Origin of the sequence: Streptomyces sp. NPDC026672 (assembly GCF_040638185.1) — a bacterium.
Classification (GTDB): domain Bacteria; phylum Actinomycetota; class Actinomycetes; order Streptomycetales; family Streptomycetaceae; genus Streptomyces.
The window spans coordinates 44,340-65,603 of sequence record NZ_JBEZXS010000045.1; the positions used below are offsets into that span (position 1 = coordinate 44,340).

General features: G+C 70.6%; 23 protein-coding genes and 2 pseudogenes. 9 read left to right on the forward strand and 16 right to left on the reverse strand.

Annotation, left to right across the window (positions count from 1 at the left end):
- Window positions 1–27: 27 nt before the first annotated feature.
- The gene (locus AB0F77_RS35575; RefSeq protein WP_361956368.1) at window positions 28–843 is read right to left on the reverse strand and encodes an SDR family oxidoreductase; all 816 of its coding nucleotides are present in this window, start codon (window positions 841–843) and stop codon (window positions 28–30) included.
- Window positions 844–929: 86 nt separating this feature from the next.
- Here AB0F77_RS35575 and AB0F77_RS35580 point away from each other — a divergent pair, with 86 nt between their 5' ends.
- Window positions 930–1,787 carry a helix-turn-helix transcriptional regulator gene (locus AB0F77_RS35580; RefSeq protein ID WP_361956371.1) on the forward strand — a complete coding sequence of 286 codons (858 nt, stop codon included), beginning with the start codon at window positions 930–932 and terminating at the stop codon, window positions 1,785–1,787.
- Window positions 1,788–1,802: 15 nt separating this feature from the next.
- Here the strand turns inward: AB0F77_RS35580 and AB0F77_RS35585 are convergent, their stop codons facing one another.
- The gene (locus AB0F77_RS35585) at window positions 1,803–2,213 is read right to left on the reverse strand and encodes a hypothetical protein (protein ID WP_361956374.1); all 411 of its coding nucleotides are present in this window, start codon (window positions 2,211–2,213) and stop codon (window positions 1,803–1,805) included.
- 96 nt (window positions 2,214–2,309) lie between these two features.
- Window positions 2,310–2,966, reverse strand: coding sequence for a maleylpyruvate isomerase N-terminal domain-containing protein (locus AB0F77_RS35590; protein WP_361956377.1), 657 nt, complete (start codon window positions 2,964–2,966; stop codon window positions 2,310–2,312).
- 149 nt (window positions 2,967–3,115) lie between these two features.
- Between AB0F77_RS35590 and AB0F77_RS35595 the strand changes: the two genes are divergently transcribed.
- The 4 genes from AB0F77_RS35595 (at window position 3,116) to AB0F77_RS35610 (ending at window position 7,803) form a co-directional block, all read left to right on the forward strand.
- Window positions 3,116–3,574, forward strand: coding sequence for a universal stress protein (locus tag AB0F77_RS35595; protein ID WP_361956380.1), 459 nt, complete (start codon window positions 3,116–3,118; stop codon window positions 3,572–3,574).
- Window positions 3,575–4,075: 501 nt separating this feature from the next.
- Window positions 4,076–5,905 carry a glycoside hydrolase family 15 protein gene (locus AB0F77_RS35600; protein ID WP_361956383.1) on the forward strand — a complete coding sequence of 610 codons (1,830 nt, stop codon included), beginning with the start codon at window positions 4,076–4,078 and terminating at the stop codon, window positions 5,903–5,905.
- Complete coding sequence (locus AB0F77_RS35605; RefSeq protein WP_361956386.1) at window positions 5,902–7,269, forward strand: glucose-6-phosphate dehydrogenase; 1,368 nt, start codon at window positions 5,902–5,904, stop codon at window positions 7,267–7,269. The genes AB0F77_RS35600 and AB0F77_RS35605 overlap by 4 nt, the downstream gene beginning before the upstream one ends.
- Before the next feature lie 51 nt (window positions 7,270–7,320).
- Window positions 7,321–7,803 carry a gluconokinase gene (locus tag AB0F77_RS35610; protein ID WP_361956459.1) on the forward strand — a complete coding sequence of 161 codons (483 nt, stop codon included), beginning with the start codon at window positions 7,321–7,323 and terminating at the stop codon, window positions 7,801–7,803.
- 11 nt (window positions 7,804–7,814) lie between these two features.
- On the opposite strand, the gene AB0F77_RS35615 is transcribed toward AB0F77_RS35610, so the two are convergent.
- From AB0F77_RS35615 to AB0F77_RS35630, 4 genes and pseudogenes are all read right to left on the reverse strand, one after another.
- A complete protein-coding gene (locus tag AB0F77_RS35615) occupies window positions 7,815–8,213 on the reverse strand; it encodes a nuclear transport factor 2 family protein (RefSeq protein ID WP_361956389.1) in 399 nt (132 codons plus the stop codon).
- A 141-nt stretch (window positions 8,214–8,354) separates the two neighbouring features.
- Window positions 8,355–8,510 carry a hypothetical protein gene (locus AB0F77_RS35620; RefSeq protein WP_361956466.1) on the reverse strand — a complete coding sequence of 52 codons (156 nt, stop codon included), beginning with the start codon at window positions 8,508–8,510 and terminating at the stop codon, window positions 8,355–8,357.
- Between the two features lie 17 nt (window positions 8,511–8,527).
- A pseudogene (locus tag AB0F77_RS35625) lies at window positions 8,528–8,680 on the reverse strand (nitrilase-related carbon-nitrogen hydrolase); the annotation flags it as partial.
- A gap of 83 nt (window positions 8,681–8,763) precedes the next feature.
- Window positions 8,764–9,744: a helix-turn-helix domain-containing protein gene (locus AB0F77_RS35630; protein WP_361956392.1), complete on the reverse strand. Its 981-nt coding sequence runs from the start codon at window positions 9,742–9,744 to the stop codon at window positions 8,764–8,766.
- Between the two features lie 198 nt (window positions 9,745–9,942).
- Between AB0F77_RS35630 and AB0F77_RS35635 the strand changes: the two genes are divergently transcribed.
- Window positions 9,943–10,554 (forward strand): DUF998 domain-containing protein, encoded by a 612-nt coding sequence (locus AB0F77_RS35635; protein WP_361956395.1) that lies wholly within the window; start codon window positions 9,943–9,945, stop codon window positions 10,552–10,554.
- A 136-nt stretch (window positions 10,555–10,690) separates the two neighbouring features.
- Here AB0F77_RS35635 and AB0F77_RS35640 read toward each other — a convergent pair whose 3' ends face one another.
- Window positions 10,691–11,140 (reverse strand): carboxymuconolactone decarboxylase family protein, encoded by a 450-nt coding sequence (locus AB0F77_RS35640; RefSeq protein WP_361956398.1) that lies wholly within the window; start codon window positions 11,138–11,140, stop codon window positions 10,691–10,693.
- Between the two features lie 83 nt (window positions 11,141–11,223).
- On the opposite strand from AB0F77_RS35640, the gene AB0F77_RS35645 reads away from it, so the two are divergent.
- The gene (locus AB0F77_RS35645; protein ID WP_361956401.1) at window positions 11,224–12,102 is read left to right on the forward strand and encodes a sigma-70 family RNA polymerase sigma factor; all 879 of its coding nucleotides are present in this window, start codon (window positions 11,224–11,226) and stop codon (window positions 12,100–12,102) included.
- A 138-nt stretch (window positions 12,103–12,240) separates the two neighbouring features.
- On the opposite strand, the gene AB0F77_RS35650 is transcribed toward AB0F77_RS35645, so the two are convergent.
- The 3 genes from AB0F77_RS35650 to AB0F77_RS35660 all read right to left on the reverse strand — a co-directional run bounded on the left by AB0F77_RS35650 (window position 12,241) and on the right by AB0F77_RS35660 (window position 14,678).
- Window positions 12,241–13,188: an aldo/keto reductase gene (locus AB0F77_RS35650; protein WP_361956404.1), complete on the reverse strand. Its 948-nt coding sequence runs from the start codon at window positions 13,186–13,188 to the stop codon at window positions 12,241–12,243.
- Window positions 13,189–13,237: 49 nt separating this feature from the next.
- Window positions 13,238–13,717 carry a nuclear transport factor 2 family protein gene (locus tag AB0F77_RS35655; RefSeq protein ID WP_361956407.1) on the reverse strand — a complete coding sequence of 160 codons (480 nt, stop codon included), beginning with the start codon at window positions 13,715–13,717 and terminating at the stop codon, window positions 13,238–13,240.
- A 64-nt stretch (window positions 13,718–13,781) separates the two neighbouring features.
- Entirely contained in the window at window positions 13,782–14,678 is an 897-nt protein-coding gene (locus AB0F77_RS35660; protein ID WP_361956410.1) for an alpha/beta hydrolase, read from the reverse strand.
- A 183-nt stretch (window positions 14,679–14,861) separates the two neighbouring features.
- Here AB0F77_RS35660 and AB0F77_RS35665 point away from each other — a divergent pair, with 183 nt between their 5' ends.
- Window positions 14,862–15,230: a MerR family transcriptional regulator gene (locus AB0F77_RS35665; RefSeq protein ID WP_361956413.1), complete on the forward strand. Its 369-nt coding sequence runs from the start codon at window positions 14,862–14,864 to the stop codon at window positions 15,228–15,230.
- Window positions 15,231–15,261: 31 nt separating this feature from the next.
- On the opposite strand, the gene AB0F77_RS35670 is transcribed toward AB0F77_RS35665, so the two are convergent.
- Complete coding sequence (locus tag AB0F77_RS35670) at window positions 15,262–16,101, reverse strand: TioE family transcriptional regulator (protein ID WP_361956416.1); 840 nt, start codon at window positions 16,099–16,101, stop codon at window positions 15,262–15,264.
- Window positions 16,102–16,159: 58 nt separating this feature from the next.
- Between AB0F77_RS35670 and AB0F77_RS35675 the strand changes: the two genes are divergently transcribed.
- Entirely contained in the window at window positions 16,160–17,371 is a 1,212-nt protein-coding gene (locus AB0F77_RS35675; RefSeq protein WP_361956419.1) for an erythromycin esterase family protein, read from the forward strand.
- A 5-nt stretch (window positions 17,372–17,376) separates the two neighbouring features.
- Here the strand turns inward: AB0F77_RS35675 and AB0F77_RS35680 are convergent.
- The 4 genes and pseudogenes from AB0F77_RS35680 to AB0F77_RS35695 all read right to left on the reverse strand — a co-directional run.
- Window positions 17,377–17,601: pseudogene (locus AB0F77_RS35680) on the reverse strand (hypothetical protein); the annotation flags it as partial.
- 209 nt (window positions 17,602–17,810) lie between these two features.
- Window positions 17,811–18,164, reverse strand: coding sequence for a hypothetical protein (locus AB0F77_RS35685; RefSeq protein ID WP_361956422.1), 354 nt, complete (start codon window positions 18,162–18,164; stop codon window positions 17,811–17,813).
- A 136-nt stretch (window positions 18,165–18,300) separates the two neighbouring features.
- Window positions 18,301–18,888, reverse strand: a complete 588-nt coding sequence (locus tag AB0F77_RS35690; protein ID WP_361956425.1) for a DUF6262 family protein — start codon at window positions 18,886–18,888, stop codon at window positions 18,301–18,303.
- Complete coding sequence (locus tag AB0F77_RS35695) at window positions 18,885–21,035, reverse strand: site-specific integrase (protein WP_361956428.1); 2,151 nt, start codon at window positions 21,033–21,035, stop codon at window positions 18,885–18,887. The genes AB0F77_RS35690 and AB0F77_RS35695 overlap by 4 nt, the downstream gene beginning before the upstream one ends.
- Window positions 21,036–21,264: the final 229 nt, after the last annotated feature.

Sequence of the window (21,264 nt, forward strand, 5' to 3'; positions counted from 1 at the left end):
GGGACGGCGGACGCCGTGTCGTCGGGGTCAGGCGCCTGCACCGCCGTCCACCGGCACGATCGCGCCGGTCACCATGGACGCACGGTCGCTGAGCAGCCACGCGGCGGCCTCGGCGACCTCACGGGGCTCGGCCATCCGGCCGAGCGGGATCGAGGCGTTGATCCGCTCGACGATGCCGGGCGTCGCCGCCTCCCACGCGTCGATCATCTGTGTGGCAGTGCCACCGGGCGTGATGCCGTTCACCCTGATGCCCCGGGGAGCCCAGGTCACGGCGGCGGTCTCGGTGATGCTGTTGAGCGCGCGCTTCATGGCGCCGTACGCGGGCAGGTCGGGGTTCGCGCGGCGGCTGCCGATGCTCGACGTGTTCACGATCGCCCCGCCGCCACTCTTGCGCATGAGTGCGGCCTCGGCGGTCATCGCGGTCCAGTGCGCACGGAAGTTCACCGCGAACTGCTCGTTGATGTCCTCGTCGGTCGTGGTGTCGAGCGGGCCGGTCCCCCGCTGGACCACCGCGCCGTTGTTGAACGCGCCGTCGAGCCGGCCGTGCAGCTCCTCGACCCGGTCGACGGCGGCGCGGATGCTCGCTCCGTCGGCGAGATCGAGGGCGACGGCGTCGGCGACGCCCGCCTCGGCACGGATCCCGGCGACGACGCGGTCGAGCGCGTCCGTGCCGCGGGCGGCGAGCACGACGGCGGCGCCCTCGCGAGCGAAGAGGCGCGCCGCGGCCGCGCCGATGCCGCGGCTGGCGCCGGTGACGAGTACGACCTTGCCGGTGAGCAGGCCGACGGGGGCGAAGTCGGCAGGGGTGGAGTCGACGGGGGTGGAGTCATTGCTGTGTGTCATGCGACCAACGTCGCCGCGACCGGGAAACGGATACAGGCACAAGCGGTACTACGATCCGCCGCCGGGCGACGCGCAGACTGAGGGGTATGGACAGGCAGGAGCTGGGGACGTTTCTCCGCAGTCGGCGTGAGCGGCTACGACCGCAGGACGTGGGTCTCCCGTCCGGCCCCCGCCGGCGGACACCGGGGTTGCGCCGCGAGGAGGTGGCGGTCCTCGCGCACATCTCCACGGAGTACTACGTCCGGCTCGAACAGGGCAGGGCCCCGCGCCCCTCGGGCGAGGTGCTGGCCGGGATCGCCGGGGCCCTGCGGCTCACCGACGCGGAGTCCGACCACCTGCACGTCCTCGCCGGTACGGCGCCGATCCGTACCGGACTGCACCGGCGCGACGTCCGCCCGAGCATCCTCACCCTCCTGGAGCGGCTGCCGCAGACGGCCGCGTTCGTGACGTCCGCGGCGTTCGAGGTGCTGGCGTGGAACGACCTCGCGGCGGCGCTCATGGAGGACTTCGGCCGGGTGCCCCCGGCGAACCGCAACCTCGCGCGGAAGGCGTTCCTCGGTCCGGCCCGGCCCGGTGCGCCGTTGTACGGGGTCTCGGACGGCGCCGAGTTCCGGCATCACGTCGTCATGGAGCTCCGCGGCACCGTCGCCCGTTACCCGACGGACCCGGCGGTGACGGGGCTCGTCGAGGAACTGCGCGACGGCAGCCCCGAGTTCGCCCGGCTCTGGGAGCGGCACGACGTGCGGGCGGCGCCGATGCTCACGAAGACGTTCCACCACCCCGTCGTCGGGCGGGTCACCGTCGACTGCGACACCCTCACCCTGTCCGACCGCGACCAGCACCTCGTGCTCTACACCGCGCAGCAGGGCTCCCCCGACGCGGAGGCCCTGGCCCTCCTGGCCGTACTCGGGCCCGAGAGCTTCCACACGAACGACAGGCTCTGACCCGGGCGGACTCGGCTACCGTCCGGTCCTGGTCGTCGTCCGGGCGAGCAGCACCGCCGCCGCGACGGCCGCCCCCGCCATGCCCACCGTTCCCGCGACCCGCTTGCCCTCCGCGGACAGGAAGCTCCGGGACGAACGCCAGGACAGGACCGACCACGTCGACTGGGCGGAGAGGACCGACCCCGTGCTGAGCCACGAGCCCATGGAGACGCACGACAGCGAGGACCCGATCGAGCCGACCGACAGGGCGCTGCCGATCGAGCCGATGGAGAGCGCCGAGCCGACGGACCCGATGGAGAGCACCGATCCCACCGAGCCGATCGACAGCACCGAGTCCTGCGACCACAGGGACAGGAACGAACCGGACCCGCCGGAGCCGTGCGTGGCACGGCGGAACGGCTCGTTCTTGAGGGAAGGCTTCGTCATGGGGTCCATCCTGCCCGTGGAACCACCGGCGGAGGCACCCGACTTCACCGGCAGACCGAAATTCCGCCTCGCCGCGCCGCCCGCCGGACGTCCCGGTCAGCCGAGGACGAACGGGAGACGTGCCGCCAGCGGGCCGAGGTCGGTCCTCTCCGCGTCGGTGGGGGCGCGCCGGCCGGTGCCGATCAGCAACGCGTCCTCGTCGGAGAGCGACGCGGGGAACGCGGTCCGCGCGATCGTCTCCAGCATCCCCCGCGAGCGGGCGAGCGCCTCCGCGGAGGGTCCCGCCATGTGCGGGAGGTGCGCGACCAGGTCGAGGTGGTGCAGCGTCCACTCCAGGACGTACGCGGAGAGGTAGTCGCCCGCGGTCAGGACCTCGCCGCGGGTGCCGACCCGCAGGCCCGGGTCGACGAGCCCGGCGGCGCGACCGGCGGCGGACCCGACGTCGTCGAGGTGGAACCTGAGCAGCCACGGCTCCTCGTACGCGGCGGCCAACCGGACGATCAGGGCGTCGAGCGGATCGTCACCGGTCGGCGGCGTCCCGGAGACGTCCCAGTAGGTCACCGCGTCGCGGGTCGGCTCGGTGTCGGCGGGGGTGACGAGGGTGATCAGGACGTCCTGCGCGTCGATGACCAGGTGACACACCAGGTCCCGTACGAGCCAGCCGGTACAGCCGGACGGCCGTGCGAAGTCCTCGTCCGGAAGCTCGGCGACCGCCGCGCGCAACGCCGTCCACGATCGTGAGAAGAGATCCACACCGGCACGGTAGTGCGGCCCGGGAAGACCGGACAACCGGCACCGTACGACCGACACGGACGACCACCCCCCGTCCGGCCCCCACCGGACTGCGTGCACCCCCTGCCCGGCATGAGGCTGGGAGCCATGTCACCAGTCGAGGAGGAAGCATGGCCGAGCGGCGTGAGGAGGCGGGCCGCATCGTGGTCGGGGTGGACGGGTCGGACTCGTCGAAGCGGGCCCTGCGCTGGGCCGCTCGGCAGGCGGAGCTCACTCAGGGCGTCCTGGAGGCGGTGACCGCCTGGGACGTCCCGCAGTTCCACGGCGCACTCGGCTGGCTGCCCCCGTCGAGCGGGGACACCGCGGCACTGGAGGAGCAGGCGCGCAGGGACCTGGCGCAGGCGGTCGAGGAGACCCTGGGGGCGGAGTCGCCGGTGGAGGTGCGTACCGAGGTGCGTTACGGCACCGCCGCGAGTGTGCTGCTCGACGCGTCCCGCGGTGCGTCGCTGCTGGTGGTCGGCAGCCGGGGCCTCGGCGGCTTCTCGGGGCTGCTGCTGGGATCGGTCGCCCAGCACTGCACCCAGCACGCCTCCTGCCCGGTCGTCGTGATCCGGGACGGCGACACATAGGGCCGCGGCGGGAAGCGAGGCCGCGCCGTACCGCCCGTGTCGTCACTGGAACGCACCACTGCCGCGGTCGCTGGATCGCGAGCCGGCACGGGCCCTGGGACGGTAGGAGGCAGGAGGGGCAGGGCTGGTACGGCCGACCCGTGTCCCCCGGCGGGGAGCGAGTCGGTTCGGTCCGTGCCGTCGCCGCTCCGGTGACGCCGGTGCGCCGCGAGGAGGGACGGAGCCGTTGAAGGCATTCGTGATGAAGGAGATCGGGCGCGTGGGATTCACGGAGAAGCCCGCGCCGCGGCCGGGCCCGGGCGACGCCGTCGTACGGACGACCCGGGCCCTCATCCGCACCTCCGACTCCCACACCGTCCAGGGCGGCATCGGTCCCGCCTCGCAGAACGGCCACCCCTCGCAGAACGGCCACCCCTCGCAGTCCGGCGGGCCGCTCGGCGACTTCAAGTTCGCGAACTCGGGCCCGCGCAGGTGTTCCCGACGCTGTGGAGGCGACCCGGCATGTACGATCCCGACCCGCCGTTCCGGCCGGTGCGCAGGCGCGGGGGCCACCTGCCGCTGGAGGACCTGGGCCTCATCGGGGACGGCACGACCACCGCGCTGGTCGGTCTTGACGGTTCCGTCCCGTGGATGTGTCTGCCCCGGTTCGACGACGAACCCCTCTTCTGCGGCCTGCTGGACCGGGCACGGGGCGGGCACTTCACGCTGGCACCCGAGGACGTGGTGGAGGCGCGGCAGCGCTACGAACCGGACACCGGGGTCCTGACGACGGAGATGCGCACCCCCACCGGTCTGGTGCGCGTCACCGACGCGCTGGCCCTGCGCTCCGGCGCCGACCTCACCGACGACGTGCCGGCCGACCGCTCCGAACTCGTGCGTTCGGCGGTGGTCCTCGCCGGGACCGTCCGGCTGCGCGCGGATCTGGAACCCCGCGGCGGCGGACGGGCGCGGGCCCTGTTCAGCGGTCTTGAGGTACAGCCCGCCCGGCGGCCCGACCTCCGTCTCCACCTGCGCGCCAACCGCCCCCTGAGCGGCCTGCACAGCACACACGACCTACGGCAGGGCGACCGGCTGGACCTCGTGCTGTCCTGGGGCCGCTTCCACCGCCACCACCGGTTCGACACCGACGCGATGCTGGCGGGCACCACCGACGCGTGGCGCCGCTGGATGAAGGACTTCGACTACGACGGTCCCGCGGAAGCCCTGGTCAGACGTTCCGCGATCACATTGAAACTGTGCGACGACTGGACCGACGGCTCGCTCGTCGCGGCACCCACCTCCTCCCTTCCCGCGCCGATCGGCGGCATCCGCAACTGGGACTACCGCTACGCCTGGATCAGGGACGCGGCCTTCGCCGTGTTCGCCCTGCGCCGCATCGGCTTCCGCGGCGAGGCCGACGCCTTCCTCGGCTGGGTGCTCGACGCCTTCGAGTACAGCGGACGCCCCCGGATCATGTACGACCTCCGGGGCGGGCCGGTGCCGGACGAGGTCGAGGACGCCGAGCTGGAGGGCTACCAGCGCTCCTCCCCGGTGCGCTGGGGCAACGGCGCGGCCGACCAGCGCCGGCACGACGTCCACGGCGAGATCCTGGACTGCGCCGACCAGTGGCTGCGCACCGGCGGTGAGATCCAGCCCGCGCTGTGGTCCAGCCTGGCCGGGCCGGCCGACACAGCGGAGCGCACCTGGCACCGGCCGGACCAGGGCATCTGGGAAGTGCGCAGCGAGGGACGGGTGTTCACCTACTCGACCGGGCTGTGCCAGGTGGCGCTCGACCGGGCCGCGGGGATCGCGGAGCGGCTCGGACTGCCAGGGCGGGTCACCCAGTGGCGGGCCTCGGCCGACCGGTTGCGGCGGCTCGTCCTGGAGCAGTCCTGGGACGAGGAGGCGCAGACCCTCAGCGCCCACCTGGACGGCGGCGGCGCGCTCGACGCGAGCCTGCTCGCGCTCCCGCTGCGCCGGGTGGTGCCGGTCGACCACCCGCGGATGGTGGCGACCACCGCGGCCGTCGCCGAGCGCCTCTCGGCGGGTGACGGACTGCTCTACCGCTATCTGCACGAGGAGTCCCCCGACGGGCTGGCCGGAGACGAGGGCGCCTTCGTGCTGTGCAGCTTCTGGCCGGTCGACAACCTGATCGGCCAGGGCAGGACCGAGGACGCCGAGGCGCTCCACGCGTCCCTGTGCGACCGGGCGAGCCCGCTGGGCCTGCTGTCGGAGCAGATCGATCCGTCGACGGGGGAGTTCATGGGCAACTTCCCCCAGGCGTTCAGCCACATCGGGGTCATCGCCAGTGGCGTGAACCTCGCCCGTGCGAAGGCAGGCGTACGCGAATGATCAACCGGCTGACCGTGTTCGGTGCCACGGGCGACCTCACCGCCCGCTGTCTGCTGCCCGCGCTGGCCGCCCTGCGGGAGGCGGGGCACGTCGACGACCGGACGCGCTGGACCGGCGCGGGCCGGGAGGACTGGGACACCGCGCGCTACCGGGAGTGGATCGCCGCCCAGCTCGACCGCCACGCCGGGACCTGTCCGGCCGAGGTCAAGGACGCCGTCGTGGGCTCCGCCCGTTATCTGCGGGCCGATGTCACCGACCCGGCCGACGTGGCCGCGGCGGTCGCCGGTGACGGTCCCGTCGCCGTCTATCTCGCCCTGCCTCCTGCGCTGTTCCCCGCGGTGGTCACGGCACTGCACGAGGCGGACCTGCCGGCGGGCAGCCGGATCGTGCTGGAGAAGCCGTTCGGCGAAGACCTGGCCGGGGCCCGGGAGTTGAACCGGCTGCTGGCCGAACTCGTCCCGGAGCGTGCCGTGTTCCGCGTGGACCACTTCCTGGCCATGACGACCGTGCAGAACGTGCTGGGCAGTCGCCTCGCCAACCGTGTGCTGGAACCCATCTGGAACAGCACGCACATCGCCGAGGTGGAGATCGTCTGGGACGAGACCCTCGCGCTGGAGGGCAGGGCCGGTTACTACGACCAGGTCGGGGCGCTCAGGGACATGGTGCAGAACCATCTCCTGCAACTGCTCTGCCTCGTGGCCATGGAGCCGCCGGTCACCCTGGGCGAACGGGACCTGCGCGACCGCAAGGTGGACGTGCTGCGGTCCGTACGGCCCCTGAGCGCGCACGACGTCGTCCACCGCACCCGTCGCGCACGCTATCTGGCCGGCCGGGTCGGCGACCACGACGTTCCCGCCTACGTCGACGAGGACGGCGTGAGCCCGCAGCGCCGCACCGAGACGTTCGCCGAGGTGGAGTTGGAGCTGGACAGCTGGCGCTGGGCCGGGACGAAATTCCGGCTACGCAGCGGCAAGGCGCTCGGGGCGGACCGCAAGGAGGTCGCGGTGCGCTTCCGTGAGGTGCCCCATCTGCCGTTCGGGCACGGCGGAGAGGCCCGGCCCAACGTGCTCCGCTTCGAGCTGGAGCCGGAGGGGCTGGCACTGGACCTGACGGGCATCGGGGCCCATGCCCACGAACTGGCTCCGCTCTCGCTGAGCGCGCGGATGGAGCCCCCGGAGCTGCCCGCCTACGGCCGGCTCCTGCTGGACGTCCTGACGGGGAATCCCGCCCTGTCGATCCGCGGCGACGAGGCCGAGGAGGCGTGGCGGGTCCTGGAACCCGTCCTCTCCGCCTGGGACAGGGAGATCGTTCCGCTGGAGGAGTACCCGGCCGGCTCGGACGGTCCGCCTCCGCGTCACGGGTGAAGGACCGTGACGCGATCGAGGACCGGGCACCACCCCCTGTGCATCGTGGTCATGGGGGTCTCCGGCACGGGCAAGACCACGGTGGCACGGCTGCTCGCGGAGCGGCTGGGCCTCGCCTTCGCCGACGCCGACGACCTGCATCCGCCGGCCAGCATCGCCAAGATGTCGGCCGGGGTCCCGCTCGACGACGCGGACCGCCGGCCCTGGCTGGAGTCCATCGGCCGCAGGCTGCGGGAAGGCAGTGCGGCGGGCACCGGGTGCGTGGTCGCCTGCTCCGCGCTGAAGCGGCGGTACCGGGACATCCTGCGGGCGGGGTGTCCCGGTGTGTTCTTCCTGCATCTGACGGCCGCCCCCGAGGTGCTGGCGGAGCGGATCGACCACCGCACGGGCCACTTCATGCCGACGGGGCTCCTCGCCTCGCAGCTGACCGCGCTCGAACCCCTCGAACCGGACGAACGGGGGGCCGAGTTGGACGCGGAGCCGCCCCCTGAGGCGATCACCGAGACGGCCGTCGGACTGCTGTCCCCCCGGTGACGCCCCCGAAGTCACGCGGTGGCGGCCGCCTGCATGGGATGGGTGTCGGCGAACTGCTCGAACCTGACGATCTTCCCGTCGACCACGTGCCACACATGTGCGGCCCGCGCGCGGAAGGACTTCGCCGTCTCACGATGGGTCCCGCTGTACGCGCCGATCGCGACGACGGTCCCACCGCCGTCGATCAGCTTCTCCAGCTCGAACTTCCAGTCGGCCCAGTCGCGTTCGAGCACGGCGAAGACATGGGCGAAGATGTCCTCCTGCGTATGGAACACTCCCGGCGCGGGAAATCCCTCGCATTCGATCCACGTCAGATCGGGTGACAGATCCTTGTAGAAGCCTTCGACGTCCTCCTCGCCGTAGGCCGCGTAGAGGTCGCCGACGACCTTCATGCCCTGCGACTCGTTCACTTCGCGACCTCTTGGAAGACGTCCGGCCGTGAGTGGTGGCCGACCGGATCGGCCGCGGACTTGGCGATGGCGACCAGCGAGAAGTCGAGGTCCGTGAAGCCGGCTGGACTCTCCAGCGGGGGGCATGCCGTTCGTCCCGCGCTACGGCGAGAACTTCTTGGCGTCGGTGTCGCAGAAGACGTCGTGCCCGGCCTGGCCGACGAGTGCGCACGCGGCGAGGGCGAAGGTCTGCCCCTCCACGGCGTAGGTGCGGCTGATGACGGTGGCGACGTCCGGGCCGAGCGGGGTGTCGTGCACCTGGAGGCGTGCCGGGGAAAGCCCGGGATGAACGTCTCGGGAAACGCGACGAGTTGCGCGCCTCCGAGGGCGGCCTCGGCGATCAGGTCGACCACCCGCTCGACGCCCGCCTCCATGTCGAGCCGGCGCGGCCCGGCCTGGACCGCGGCAACGCGCACCTTGTGTGTCATGACTGGTCCTCCGTGGATCCAGGACGGTTACCAGCCCACTGTCGCGGTCGCCTGGACGCACCGGGATGGCGGTGCGTGCCAGATCACTGACGGATCGTGCCGGAGGCCCGGAACTCCCCCGGCGTGGTCCCGGTCTCCTGCCGGAAGACCCGGTAGAACTGGCGCTCGCCGCCGAAACCGCAGGCGAGCGCGATCGATTCGAGGGACCGTGCGGGGTCCGCGTGCAGGAGGGCGCGGGCATGATCGACTCGGATGCGTCGGAGCAGGGTGACGATCCCGCCGGGGCTCGCCTCGAACAGCCGGTAGAGCGCGCGCCGGGAGATCGTGCAGGCGCGTGCGACGTCGTCCACGCTCAACCCGGGATCCGTGTGGTGGGCGCGCAGGAAGGCCATGACCCGCTCGCGTGCGAGGGCGCCCGTGGTTCCGGTTCCGCCCTGGCCGCTCCGGCCGGTGGACAGCGCCAGGGAGGAGGCCATCAGGCTGCGGCCGTGGGCCGCCAGCGCCATCCCCGCCCGGGGATCGGCCTCGTAGACCCGGCTCAGCCCGTGGAAGTACTGCGCCACCACACCGGCGTGGGTGTCGGCCGTGAGCCTCCTGGCCGTGAGGTCACCGACATCACGGAGCCCCGACTCGACCAGGAGATCACGGAGCGGGAACTGTACGACGATCTGTTCGAAGGCGTCGTCGAAATGGAGTGTGTACGGCCGTGTGCTGTCGAACAGGGCCATCGAGCCCTGTTCGATCTCGACGACACGTCCGTCCTGCTCGATCCGGCCGCGCCCGTGCGTCTGGATGCCCGCGAGCAGGTACTCCCCGCCGTCGCGGGCGATGAGCCGGGAGGTGCGACGCACCCGCTGGCCGCCCGCGCGGACGGTGGAGATCTCGAAGGTGCTCAGATCGGCGTGGGTGATCCGGCCGGCGAAGGACTCGTCCCGCGTGGGGGACAACGACAACTGGACGAAGGTGTCGCAGATCAACTCGCGCCAGTACTCGAACGCCCGGTCTTCCTCGACCACGGCGGTCGATCTGACGGCGAGGGAGCCGGACGGCACTGAACCGTGCATCGCACAAGGCTACGTCAACCGGCGAGACGGGCGCACCGCGAGATGTACTGGTCACCGGGGCAGATGCTCGCCCAGCGGAAGCCGTCACGGCGAAGGGTGAGCTTTCGGCGAGGTGGTGGGACGTGTCCGGCCTGCGTCGGCGCAGCCGATATGTCAATCCAGGTTGACACGCTCGTGCGGTCAACGTAAGTTGACAGTATGAGTAGTCAGTCGCTGATTGCCTGTGGAGTGGCCGCCGGCCCTCTCTTCACCGCTACCTACCTACTGACCGGCGCCATTCGCGCGGACTACAAGTCGCTCCGGCACCCCGTCAGTTCACTCGCCCTCGGGTCCGCCGGATGGACGCAGACCGTCAACTTCCTCTGTGGGGGCGGGCTGTCGATGGCCTTCGCCGTGGGCCTGTGGCGTGCCGGGGTCTCCCACTGGGGCGCGGTCCTGGTCGGCGTGTGGGCGATCGGCCTGATCGGCGCGGGCCTGTTCCGCACGGATCCCGTGCGCGGTTACCCACCCGGCACTCCCGACCAGCTCGACCGCCCCTCCCCCGTCGGAGCGGTGCACGACCTGGTCTCCCTCGTCGCGTTCCTCGGCCTCACCGCGGCCTGTCTCGTCCTCGCCTCGCAGGGCTCGACGGCGTGGGCCGTCTACTCGATCGCCAGCGGCGTGCTGTTCGCGGCGACCATGGTGCTGGCCACCGTCGCGTTCGGCCACGGCCGGCGTCTGGCCGGCGTCGGCGGACTGCTCCAACGCGCCTCGATCTCCATCGGCTGGCTCTGGCTGACGCTGCTCGCCCTGCGAACTCTGCCCACCTGACCGCCCCTTGGCGCGACGACCGGCGGTCGTCCGCGCCGGGTTCGTCCGGCTCGTGGTCGTGGTGGTAGTGGTGGTGGGGCGTCGTCCGCCGGCCCGTGGGAGACACGAAGTCCGGACGGATGACGCCCCACCCGGCTCACCAGGTCTTGCCGGCCTGCTCCCGGGTCGTGCGATTGATCCGGTTGAAGAAGTTGGTCAGCGCGATCTCCAGGATGATCGCGTTCAGCTGCTGCTCGGTGAAGTGGTCGGCCGCGGCGTCCCAGATCTCGTCGGTCACACCGGGCGCGCCGTCCTGGAGCCGGGTGGCCGCCTCGGCCAGCGCGAGGGCCGCCCGCTCCTCGTCGGTGTAGAAGGGCGTCTCGCGCCACGCGACCACGTTGTGCAGCCGCTCGTCCGTCTCCCCGGCCTTCTTCGCCGCGTCGATCGAGGCGAAGACACACGGGCTGCAGCCGTTGATCTGGCTGGCCCGCAGATGGATCAGCGACAGCAGCCGCCGGTCGACGCCCCCGGCGTGAATCGCCTTGTTGAGCTGCTGGATGGCTCCGTACACCTCGGGGTTCCCCGAGCCCTTCGTGCGTGCTTGCATCGGTCCTGCTCCTTCATCGGTTACCTGTGCCGGTCCGGATCCGTCATCACCCATGACGGAGCAGATCCGAGGAAGGTAACAACATGACCGACACCAGCCCCGCGGACCCGATCGCCGAGGCGTTCGAGTCCCAGCGGGACCGACTGCGCGCGGTCGCCCAGCGCCTGCTCGGGTCGCACGCCGACGCCGAGGACGTGGTCCAGGAGGCGTGGCTGCGGCTCTCCCGCCAGAACACGGAGACCATTCGCAACCTCCCCGGCTGGCTGACCACGGTGGTCGGCCGGATCAGCCTCGACGTCCTGCGATCGCGCCAGGCCGGCCCCGAGGCGTCCTACGACGACGGGCTGTCCGCACTCGTCGTGACGGTCGACGACGGTCCCGCCCCGGAGGACGACGTGGTGCTCGCCGACTCGGTCGGGCTCGCGCTCCTCGTCGTACTCGAATCCCTGCGGCCGAACGAACGGCTGGCGTTCGTGCTGCACGACCTGTTCGCGGTGCCGTTCGACGAGATCGGCAAGATCCTCGGCAAGTCCGCGGACGCGACCAAGATGCTGGCGAGCCGCGCCCGCAGGAAGGTGCGGGCCACCGAGCGGCCGACCGGCGTCGAACGGGAGCAGCGCGAGGTGGTCCAGGCGTTTCTGACGGCGGCTCGCCACGGTGACTTCGAGGAGTTGCTGCGTGTGCTCCACCCCGACGTGAAACTGACCGTCGACACCCCCGCCGGCGTGGTCGTCACGCTCGGCGCCACCAAGGTCGCCGCCGGTGCGCGGTTCGCCGCCGGCGCGGGCAGGCGCGGGCAGGCGGTGCTCGTGGACGGCCTCCCCGGGCTCCTCGCCCGGCACGAGGACGGCTCACCGCTCTCGCTCCTGACGTTCACCGTCGTCGGCGACCGGATCACCGGCATCACGGCCGTGACCGACCCGGCCAAGCTCTCGCTGATGGACCTGCCGGCCCCGGAGTGAACCGGCTCCGGGTCGTACGACGGCGGGCGTGAGCCCGGGACAGGAAGGCAGCGTGAGCGCGGACGGGGCGGCAGTGCGAACGCGGACGGCGAGGCCCGGCGCGCCGTGATCACACGGTCACCGGGCCTCCCCCGCGGTTCACTCCGGCATGCGGGCCGAGACCTCGTCGAGTGTGCGCACCTCGTCCGGCGTCAGGTCCAGCGCCACCGAGGCGAGCAGCGACGGCAGTTGGTCGGGGGTCCGGGCGCTCGCCACCGGTGCGACCACGTTCGGGCGTCCCCGCAGCCACGCGAGCGCGACCGCTGCCGGGGAGACACTCCGTGCCCGCGCGATGCCGGCCACCGCGTCGACCACCGCGAAGCCCTCCTGGGTCAGATAGCCCCGCACGAAGCCTCCGCGCCGGGCCTCGGCCAGGTCGTCGGCGGTTCGGTACTTCCCCGTGAGGAATCCGCTGGCCAGGCCGAAGTACGGCATGACGGCAAGGTTCTCCGCCGCCGCGACCTGGGCGACGTCCCGCTCGTACGCGACCCGCTTGACCAGGTTGTAGTGCGGCTGCACCGCGACCGGGAGGGCGAGGCCGTGGCGCCGGGCGACCGTGAACCACTCCCTGATCCGGGCGCCGCTGTAGTTCGACACCCCGATGGCGCGGACCTTGCCGGCGCGTACCAGGGCGTCGAACGCCCCGGCCGTCTCCTCCAGCGGGGTGTCCGGGTCGTCGTTGTGGGCGTAGTAGAGGTCGATGCGGTCGGTCCGGAGCCGGGACAGCGAGGCGTCCGCCGCGGCCGCGATGTTCGCGGCGGACAGGCCCCGGAACTCGGGGTGGTCGCTGACCTTGGTGGCCACCACGACCCGGTCGCGGTTGCCCCGTGCCGCCAGCCAGTCCCCGAGGATCGTCTCGGACTCGCCGCCGGAGTTGCCCGGCACCCAGAACGAGTAGGCGTCGGCCGAGTCCACGAAGTTGCCCCCGGCCGCGACGTATGCGTCGAGCACCATGCGGGAGGTCGTCCCGTCACTGGTCCAGCCGAAGGTGTTGCCGCCCAGGTTCAGCGGAAACACCTCGATGCCGGCGGCGCCCAGAGTGTTCACGGATGGTTCCTTTCACGTGGTGTCGTTGGCTTGGTCCGGGTGCCGCGTCTCACATGGTCACGTCGACCTTGATCCGCGTCTGGGCGAACTTCTGGATGCGCCAGACGCCGTCGGCCTTCGCGAACTCGCCGCGGTAGTGGCCGTATCCGTGCATGGAGCGGAAGGGGCGCCCTTCTTCGAGGGGCGCGTCCGGGGCTTCGCCCTCGGGTGGGTCGATCATGTCCTCCATGTTGATCACCGAGGACGCCGAGGTCGGCGAGTGCACGTCGGTGACGAAGGAGAACAGGTGGTGGACCGCCGACGACGCCCCCACGCTGCTCGTGATGATCTCCTCGATCTGCCGCGGGCCTGTCATCTCCAGCACCAGCGCGCCCTTGGCGTCGTAGATGGAGAACGTCGCGGTGGGCGCGAACAGTCGGGCGAGCTTGTCGAACTCCTTGTGGTCGGCGTGGTACACGTACTGGGCCATCAACTGCCGGACCTCGTCCGTCACGATCAGGCGGTCCAGGTCGGTCAAGGTGTCACTCATCGTCTTCTCTTCTCGGAAACGGAAGGGGTCCCGGGTACGGGGTGCGTTTGTGCCGGGGGTCGCCCTACTCGAAGAACTGGACCAGCCGTACGGCGGTGGCCTCCGGGTTGTCGAACGCGTAGGCGTGGGACGCCTTCGGGATGATGTCGGACTCCAGGTGCTCGGCCACCTGCTGCGCGCCCGCCAGCAGTTCCTCGCGGAAGTAACCGCGGTCACCGTTCAGGGCCAGGACGGGCATGGGGAGCTTTCCGGTGAATTCGGCGCGGTTGGCCTTGCCGTCCTCGATCATCGAGCTGTAGTGCTGGAATCCGCCGCGAATGCCGAGCGGGCCGGTGAAATGCGGCAGATAGTTGGCGACACCGAATTCCTCCGCGTCGGACCGCACCGACGTCAGTCCGTAGAAGGGTGTGAGGAAAGCCTCTTCCTTGCCCTGTGTGAGGAAGGACGCGAGGTCCACCTGCGCGTGGAACCCGAAGGTCCAGGCCCCGCCCGTCGCGGGGTTCATCATCTCTTCGAGGCCGAATCCCGGGATGAGGGTCTCGGAGAGCACCAGCCGCCGCACGTCAGCCGGATTCCGTGAGGCGTAGGCGTAGACGACCATGCCGCCGACGTCCATGCCCACGAGGTTGATCGGGCCGAGCCCCAGACCCCGCACGATCTGGTGGATGTCCTCGGCGACGTTGGTCTTCGCGAAGGTGTCGGTCTCGGCGGGGGCGGAGTCGCCCATGCCGCGAAGATCGGGGGCGAGGACCGTGTATCCCCGCGATGCCAGCAACGGCATCAGTTCGCGCCAGACCGCCCAGGTGAAGGGGAAGCCGTGGACCAGCACGACGGCCGGTCCCTCCCCTCCGATCACGTAGTGGATGCGCGTTCCGTTCACGTCCGCGTAGCGGTGGGTGAAGCCTTCCAGTCCTTCCGCGGCACTGTCCGCCAGGGGAGGAATCGTCTCGGTCGTTCCCATGTCAGCCTCCAGGATCTCGGGTGCGCCTCACGCTAAACATTGGAGTACAGTCCAAGGTCAAGCGGTGATCTGCGGCTCACGGTCCGCGGCCCTCCAGGGGGCGGCGGACACGGCCGGGGCGCCGGGGTACGGCCCCGGCCGACCCGGTGGGTGAGCCGCTCGGACAGAGGAGACGAGCGCCTGATGTTGATCGGGGAGTTCGCCAAGAAGGTCGGTGTGTCGACCGACACGATCCGGTTCTACGAGAAGGTCGGCTTCTTTTCCCAGAACCGGCAGGGAAACGGCTACCGGGTCTACTCGGAGCAGGACGTCGAGGTGGCGGAGCTCATCGCGTCCGGCAAGGCGATCGGCTTCTCGCTGCGAGAAATACTCGACTTCACCAAAGAGCTTTCCGAAGGGGCGATCGATCATTCGAGGGCCCAGGAGAGCCTTCAGGGCAAACTCGACATGATCGACGCGCGGATCGTTTCCCTGCGGAAGGCCAGGAAGCTCATCCTCGAACAGATCGAATACTGCCGTGCGGTCGAAGCCGCCGAGAAACTGACCGTGTAGCCGCGGCAACCCCGGCCGACCGACGGAGGTGTCATCCGCGCTCGCGGAGGTAGACCTCCAGCTCGGCGGCGCCGGTCAGCATCGCGCGCCCGCGTGCGGACAGCCGGCCGTGCCAGTCGCGCAGGGTGTCCTCCAGCGGCTCCGGTCCGCCCGCCGCCCGTACCTGGGTGATCAGCGGGGCGATCTGCTCCAACAGATAGCCGCCCCGCCTGAGTTGGTGCACCAGCCGGACGTCCCGTACGTCGGCCCTGTCGTAGACGCGGTACCCGGTCCGCGGGTCGCGGCGCGGGCGCACCAGGCCGGCACGCTCCCACTTGCGCAGGGTCGCGGGCCGGATGCCCAGCTCCCTCGCCAACGGCCCGATGAACCGGTCGGCCGGACCGGACACGACGGACCCCGGCACGGTGGGGGCGGCCCCGGGCACCGTATGCACTCCGGGCACCGCACGTGCCCCGGGCGCCGCATGTGTCCCGGGCGCCGCATGTGTCCCGGGCGCCGCATGTGTCCCGGACACCGCGCCGGACTCCAGGCCGCGCAGGGCGTGCTCCACGGCGCGCAAGGTCCTTCGGTCGTCGAGGAGTTGGGCGTGGCTCTCGTCGATCAGACGCAACGCCTCATCAACCGCGTCCTGGTTCACCGCCCGCATGATCGCGGTCGCCGTCGGGTGGCCATGGCCGGGCACCAGGGCGAGGAACGCGCGCAGGGCCCGCGCGTGCAGCGGGGTGTAGGCGCGGTAGCCGTGGGGTGTGCGACCGGCGGCCGGAAGGACGCCCGCCTCCTCGTAGTTCCTGACCGCCTGCGTGGACAGGCCGTGCGCACGTGCCAGGTCGATCGGCCTCAGCCGCTCACCCCTTTGAAGCTTTGACCCCATGGACCCGCTGTTGTCGCGTAGAAGTTTCCACTGTTGGTTCAACGATAGCGTTGAACGCATGGTCACCGACATCAAGGACACCGCCCATGCCGTCGAGGCCGCCGCCGTCATGCGGCTGCTCCCGGCCCGGCCGGCGCTGCTCGCCCTGGGCGAACCCACCCACGGCGAGGACGCATTGCTCGACCTGCGCAACCAGCTCTTCCGGCAACTCGTCGAGCAGGAGGGCTACCGGACGGTCGCGATCGAGAGCGACTGCATGAGGGGCCTGGCCGTGGACGACTACATCACCTCGGGCACGGGCACCCTCGACGACGTCATGGAGCACGGTTTCAGTCATGGCTTCGGCGCGTCCGCGGCCAACCGCGAACTCGTGCGCTGGATGCGCGACCACAACAACGGCCGACCCGCGTCCGAGCGACTGCGCTTCGCCGGTTTCGACGGCCCGTTGGAGATCACCGGCGCCGAAAGCCCGCGATCGTCGCTCATCGCACTCCACGGCTACCTCTCCGCCCACGTGGACGCGGGCCTGCTCCCGTGCACCGCGGACACACTCGACCGTCTGCTCGGCGCCGACGACCGGTGGACCGAGCCCGCCGCGATGATGGATCCGGCGCGGTCGGTGGGGCGGTCGGCCGGGGCCAGGGAACTGCGGCTGCTCGCCGACGACTTGGTGTCGCTGCTCGACACACGGACGCCGCACCTGATCAGGGTGACCTCACGGGACGACTGGGACCGGGCACGTCTGTACGGGCGTACGGCCACCGGGCTGCTGCGCTACCACTTCTGGATGGCCGACACCTCACCGAGCCGCATGACGCGTCTGGTGGGCCTGCGGGACCGGATGATGGCCGACAACCTCCTCGCCCTCGCCGAACGGGGCCCGGTGCTGGTCCACGCCCACAACGCCCATCTGCAGCGGGACAAGAGCTCGATGCGGATGGGTGACCTGGCGCTGGAGTGGTGGAGCGCCGGTGCGATCGTGAGCGCCCATCTGGGCGAGCGGTACGCCTTCCTGGCCACGGCCCTCGGCACGATGCGGCACCGGGGCGTGGACACGCCTGCGCCGGACACCGTCGAAGGACTCCTGTACGGACTCCCTGAGGACCACGCCGTCATCAACGCCCCGGCGTTGACCACCGTCCTCGACACCGACACCGACACCCGCCCCGCACCCCGAGTGTCCCCGTACTACGGCTACGCCCCGCTCGACCCGGCACACCTGTCCGAACTCGACGGAATCGTGTTCATCAAGGACGTGCCACGGGCCTAGAGGCGTCAGCGGAACTCATGGACCACCTGGATCTCGCCGACGATGTGGGCGTTGAAGTCGTCCAAGTCCTCGGCCGGAACCCATAGTTCGAGGATCGTCCGCCCGCCGGCCCGCTGCACGGGATACCGGCTCAAGAACTCCGACTCGACCTCGAACCGAGTGACGAAGCCGGCGCCGTCGTGCTTCACGTTCCAGTCCCGCGCGATCCTGACCGCGTAGTCCTCGTTGAGTTTACCGACCGCAGGAGCTCGCGTACCGGCTCTGAACTGCGACGATTCATAGACTACATGTCCGTGACGCCGAGTTGAGGCCGTTGCTGTGACTCGTCTGAGTGGTCTCATGGCACGAGACCGGTGCCGGCGGGCGGCCCGGCTCGTGGTCACTCCCGGTGGGGCAGGTCGTGCTGGTGAGGCGTGTTCCAGCGCGTCCCTGCCCTCTCTTAGCTCCTGGCCCAGCTCGGCACCTCAGCTGTCGACTCGACCCAGGCCAGCAGGTGCCCGATGATCACATCGACCTCGTCCTGAGAGTCGGGGCGGAGGTCCGCTTGCCAAACCACCTCAGTCACGTCATCGATCCCCATGAGGTGGCCCCAGCCCCCGGCATACACAGCAGCGTTGCCCCACCGGCTCCCCGCTTCGGCAGTGACTTTCGCGTCGGCAGTCGGTTTGCGCCCCGGACGGTCAGGGCGCCCATCAGCAGGACGAAGCCGCAGCACCACCTTGGTTCCTCGTGCTCGGCACTCGGCCTCGTTCTCCGCAAACCACTTCTCAAGCCACTGCGGCAGCTCGCCCATATCGCTCCTCGCTCTGGCGTACGACAGAAGTCCATCCTGGCACCAGTCACCACCAATGAGCCGAGCACCCGCACCGATGCAAGATCAGCGACAGAGTCCGTTCGTCCATACCAGTCCCGCAGTCAGCGGGAAGGGATCAAGTGCTCGATCGCGGTTCGGTGATGCGGGCTTCGAGGTCGGCGACGCGTCGGTCCTGGAAGCGCAAGTTCGAGCGGGCGGCCTTCAGCCGCTCGTCGAGAGTGCGGTTGTCGGTGGTGAGCTGGCGGACGCGTTGCTTGAGGGTGGTGTTCTCGGTGGTGATCCGCTGGATGGCCTCCTCGGTCCACTCGGCTTCCAAGTCCCGTACCCGTCCGAGGAGTTCGCCAATGCGGCTGCGCTGGGTGAGGATTTCGGCGTGGGCGGCCTTGAGGGAGTCCTCAGCGTTCAGGGCCCGCTCGCGCCAAGTCGCCTCACGCTCGTCGTCCTGCTCGGCAAGCAACTGCCCGCGCCGCTCGCCGGTCTCGGCCATGGCGGTGGCGACTGCGTTCCTGGCCTCGGGGTTGTCGTAGAGGAAGGTGCGGGAGACGTCTGCGCGGCGGGCGACTGCGGCGACGCTGACCTGGGCCTTCTCGCGCCTCAGCCAGGAGATGGCCTCGTGGACCCGCTGGAGCGATGCCTCGGCTTTGCGGCGGCGGGCTGCCAGTGCGGCGGCTGTGCGGGGCTCGGGGACAGCAGATGTAGTCATGCGTACGTTTCCTCATCGTCGGCGGTTGCGCCCTCGTCGTCGTACTCGCCTTCGCCCGGCTCGGCTGCCTCGACCAGGTCGGTGGCACGGAAGGCGGTGGACCACACGCGGTGGAAGTAGTCCTGGGGTTTGCGCAGGTCCAGGGCGAGGGCGTCGTCAAGGAGCCCCAGACCGGCCAACGCCTTCTCCAGGCCGTCGATGGCGCGGGCGGTGGGCTCGAAGTAACGGTGTAGGTAGTCGGCGGTGGCGTCGTCGGGTGCGCCTTCGGCCAACAGCCGCCACTGCTCGCGCTTGCGACGCCAGTAGAGGAGGTCGGCGCCGGACAGGACAAACTTGTCGCAGTTGTGGCAGTCCAGGTTCCAGGGGCAGGCGCTGCCGTCGACGACGGGCTGGAAGGTGCAGAAGCCCCCCTCTGCCGGTGTGCTGCGGCGGGACAGGTCGATCGCGAGGGCTTGGGCCTGCTGCCGGGTGAGCGGAGTTGTCTCCCCGGCCAGGAGCTCGCCGGGCTGGGCCGCTCCGGGGCCGGCGACCCAGACGTGCTGCAGCACGTTCTCCAGGTCGGAGCTGGTCAGGTGGACGTAGTGCTCGGCCATGCGGTCGGAGACCTGGCCGAGGTAGCGGCGGATGTGCGTCAGGGTCGCGCCGTGCCGCAGGAGGTTCGTGGCCAGAGTGTGCCGTGCCTGGTGCGGGACGAGGCGGCCGAGATCGAGTTCGTCCACCCACAGCCGGAAACCCCTGATGAACCAGGTATAGGACAGCGAGGTTGTCATCTGCGAGTTGCGTGTGGTCCGGGGGAAGAGGGCCATCGCCGCGCGTTGCTGTGGCGAAGGGGCGTGGCCGTGCCGGGCCGTGAACTTCTCCAAGGTCTTACGCTGCCGCTCCGCAAGGAGTTCGTAGAGACTCTCGGGGATGCGGATCGCGGCGTCGTAGTTGCCGACCTTGGTCTGGTCGTGCCAGAACATGGGCAGGCCGCCATAGCGGCCGATGCAGTCCCACCGCAGCTTCAGGACCTCGCTGGTGCGGCGCCCGGTCGTGACGATCGCTTCCCAGACGTCACGCAGGCCGTGGTCGCTGGGATCGTAGGCGTCAGCGAGGCGCTGAAGGTTCGCCCCGTCGGCCAGTGCGCGGGCCGCCTCGTCCGGAAACGGCCGCCGGGCTCGAAGCGGCGCTCCGCCTCCGGCGGGCATGAACGTGATGAACTCCCGGTCCAGACCGAGCCGTTGGGCGGTTCCGTCCTCCAGAGCATCCCGCAGAACCCGGCGGACGCTGTTGAAGACCGCCCGGCGCGTATGTGTGGTCACCTTCGGCGGCTTCCCGGTTGAGCTGATGAGCGCGATCGACGGCAGGCCGTCGCGTTCTCGACGCCGCTGGTCGGCCACGAAGCGCTGCATGTGCTCGCCGCGCAACGCACTGGGATCATGGCCTCCACCTGGAGCGTCGACCTCCAAATACGCGCCCAGCTCGGTGCATGCCCGGCGGAACGAGTCGACTGCGGTGGCGGTCCTCGGGCAGCGTGGAGACCGCAGCAGATCGGCGAGGTGGTCCCACAGCAGGTCCCGCAGCCAGCGCTGCGGCACGGCGGTGAGGTCGATGTGGCTGGCCCGCTTGTCGAACCGGATGCCGAAGTGGTCCGTCTCCAAGAAGCCTGCCTCGCGGCAGTCGTCCGGGGTGAAGTAGATCAACTGCAGTTCTCGCCGCATCTCCCTGACGATGCTGGACGAGAAGCCGCCCAGGGCGCCCAGGTCGAGATCGACCAGCGAGTCGACGCGGCTCTCCCGGCAGGCGTTGACCATGCGCTGAATCCACTCAAGGTCCCAGCGGCCGGGCTCGGGCTGCTCGGCGTGGCGGAACATTCCCCACTGGATCTCGGCCCGCAGCAGAGGCCTGAGCCCGCGCAGGTTGATCTGCCCCGGCCAGGTCACCGCGGCCACCGAGGCGCACCAGGCCCGGAACTCCTCCCGGTTCTCCATCACTACCGGGACGGGTTGCCCGATGCGCTCGTAGGAATGCCACCAGTGGTCCGGGAGCGAAGCGCCGCCAGGACGTCCGTGCAGCCGGTAGCGATGGCGGTGTCCCGAGCACAGCCCCAGCGGGGAGTAGGCCAGGCTGGCGCAGACCGCGGCCTGGCACTCTCCATAGCCCGTCATTGGCTCTTGGTCTCCCAGCCAACGGGCGAATTCTGACTCCTCAACGGCTCCGGACCTGCGCAGATACAGCCATCGAGTCTGGTGCCGGACGCACAGCCGTGTCGCGGTGTGCGCCGCGGGCCGTTGGGGGCAGATACGGCAGGATTCCTCGCGGATCCACTCCGACGGACCGAGCGGTTCCGCCGCCGTGACAAAGGCCGCCTTGCCGACCCCGCGCTCCTTGGCCTCG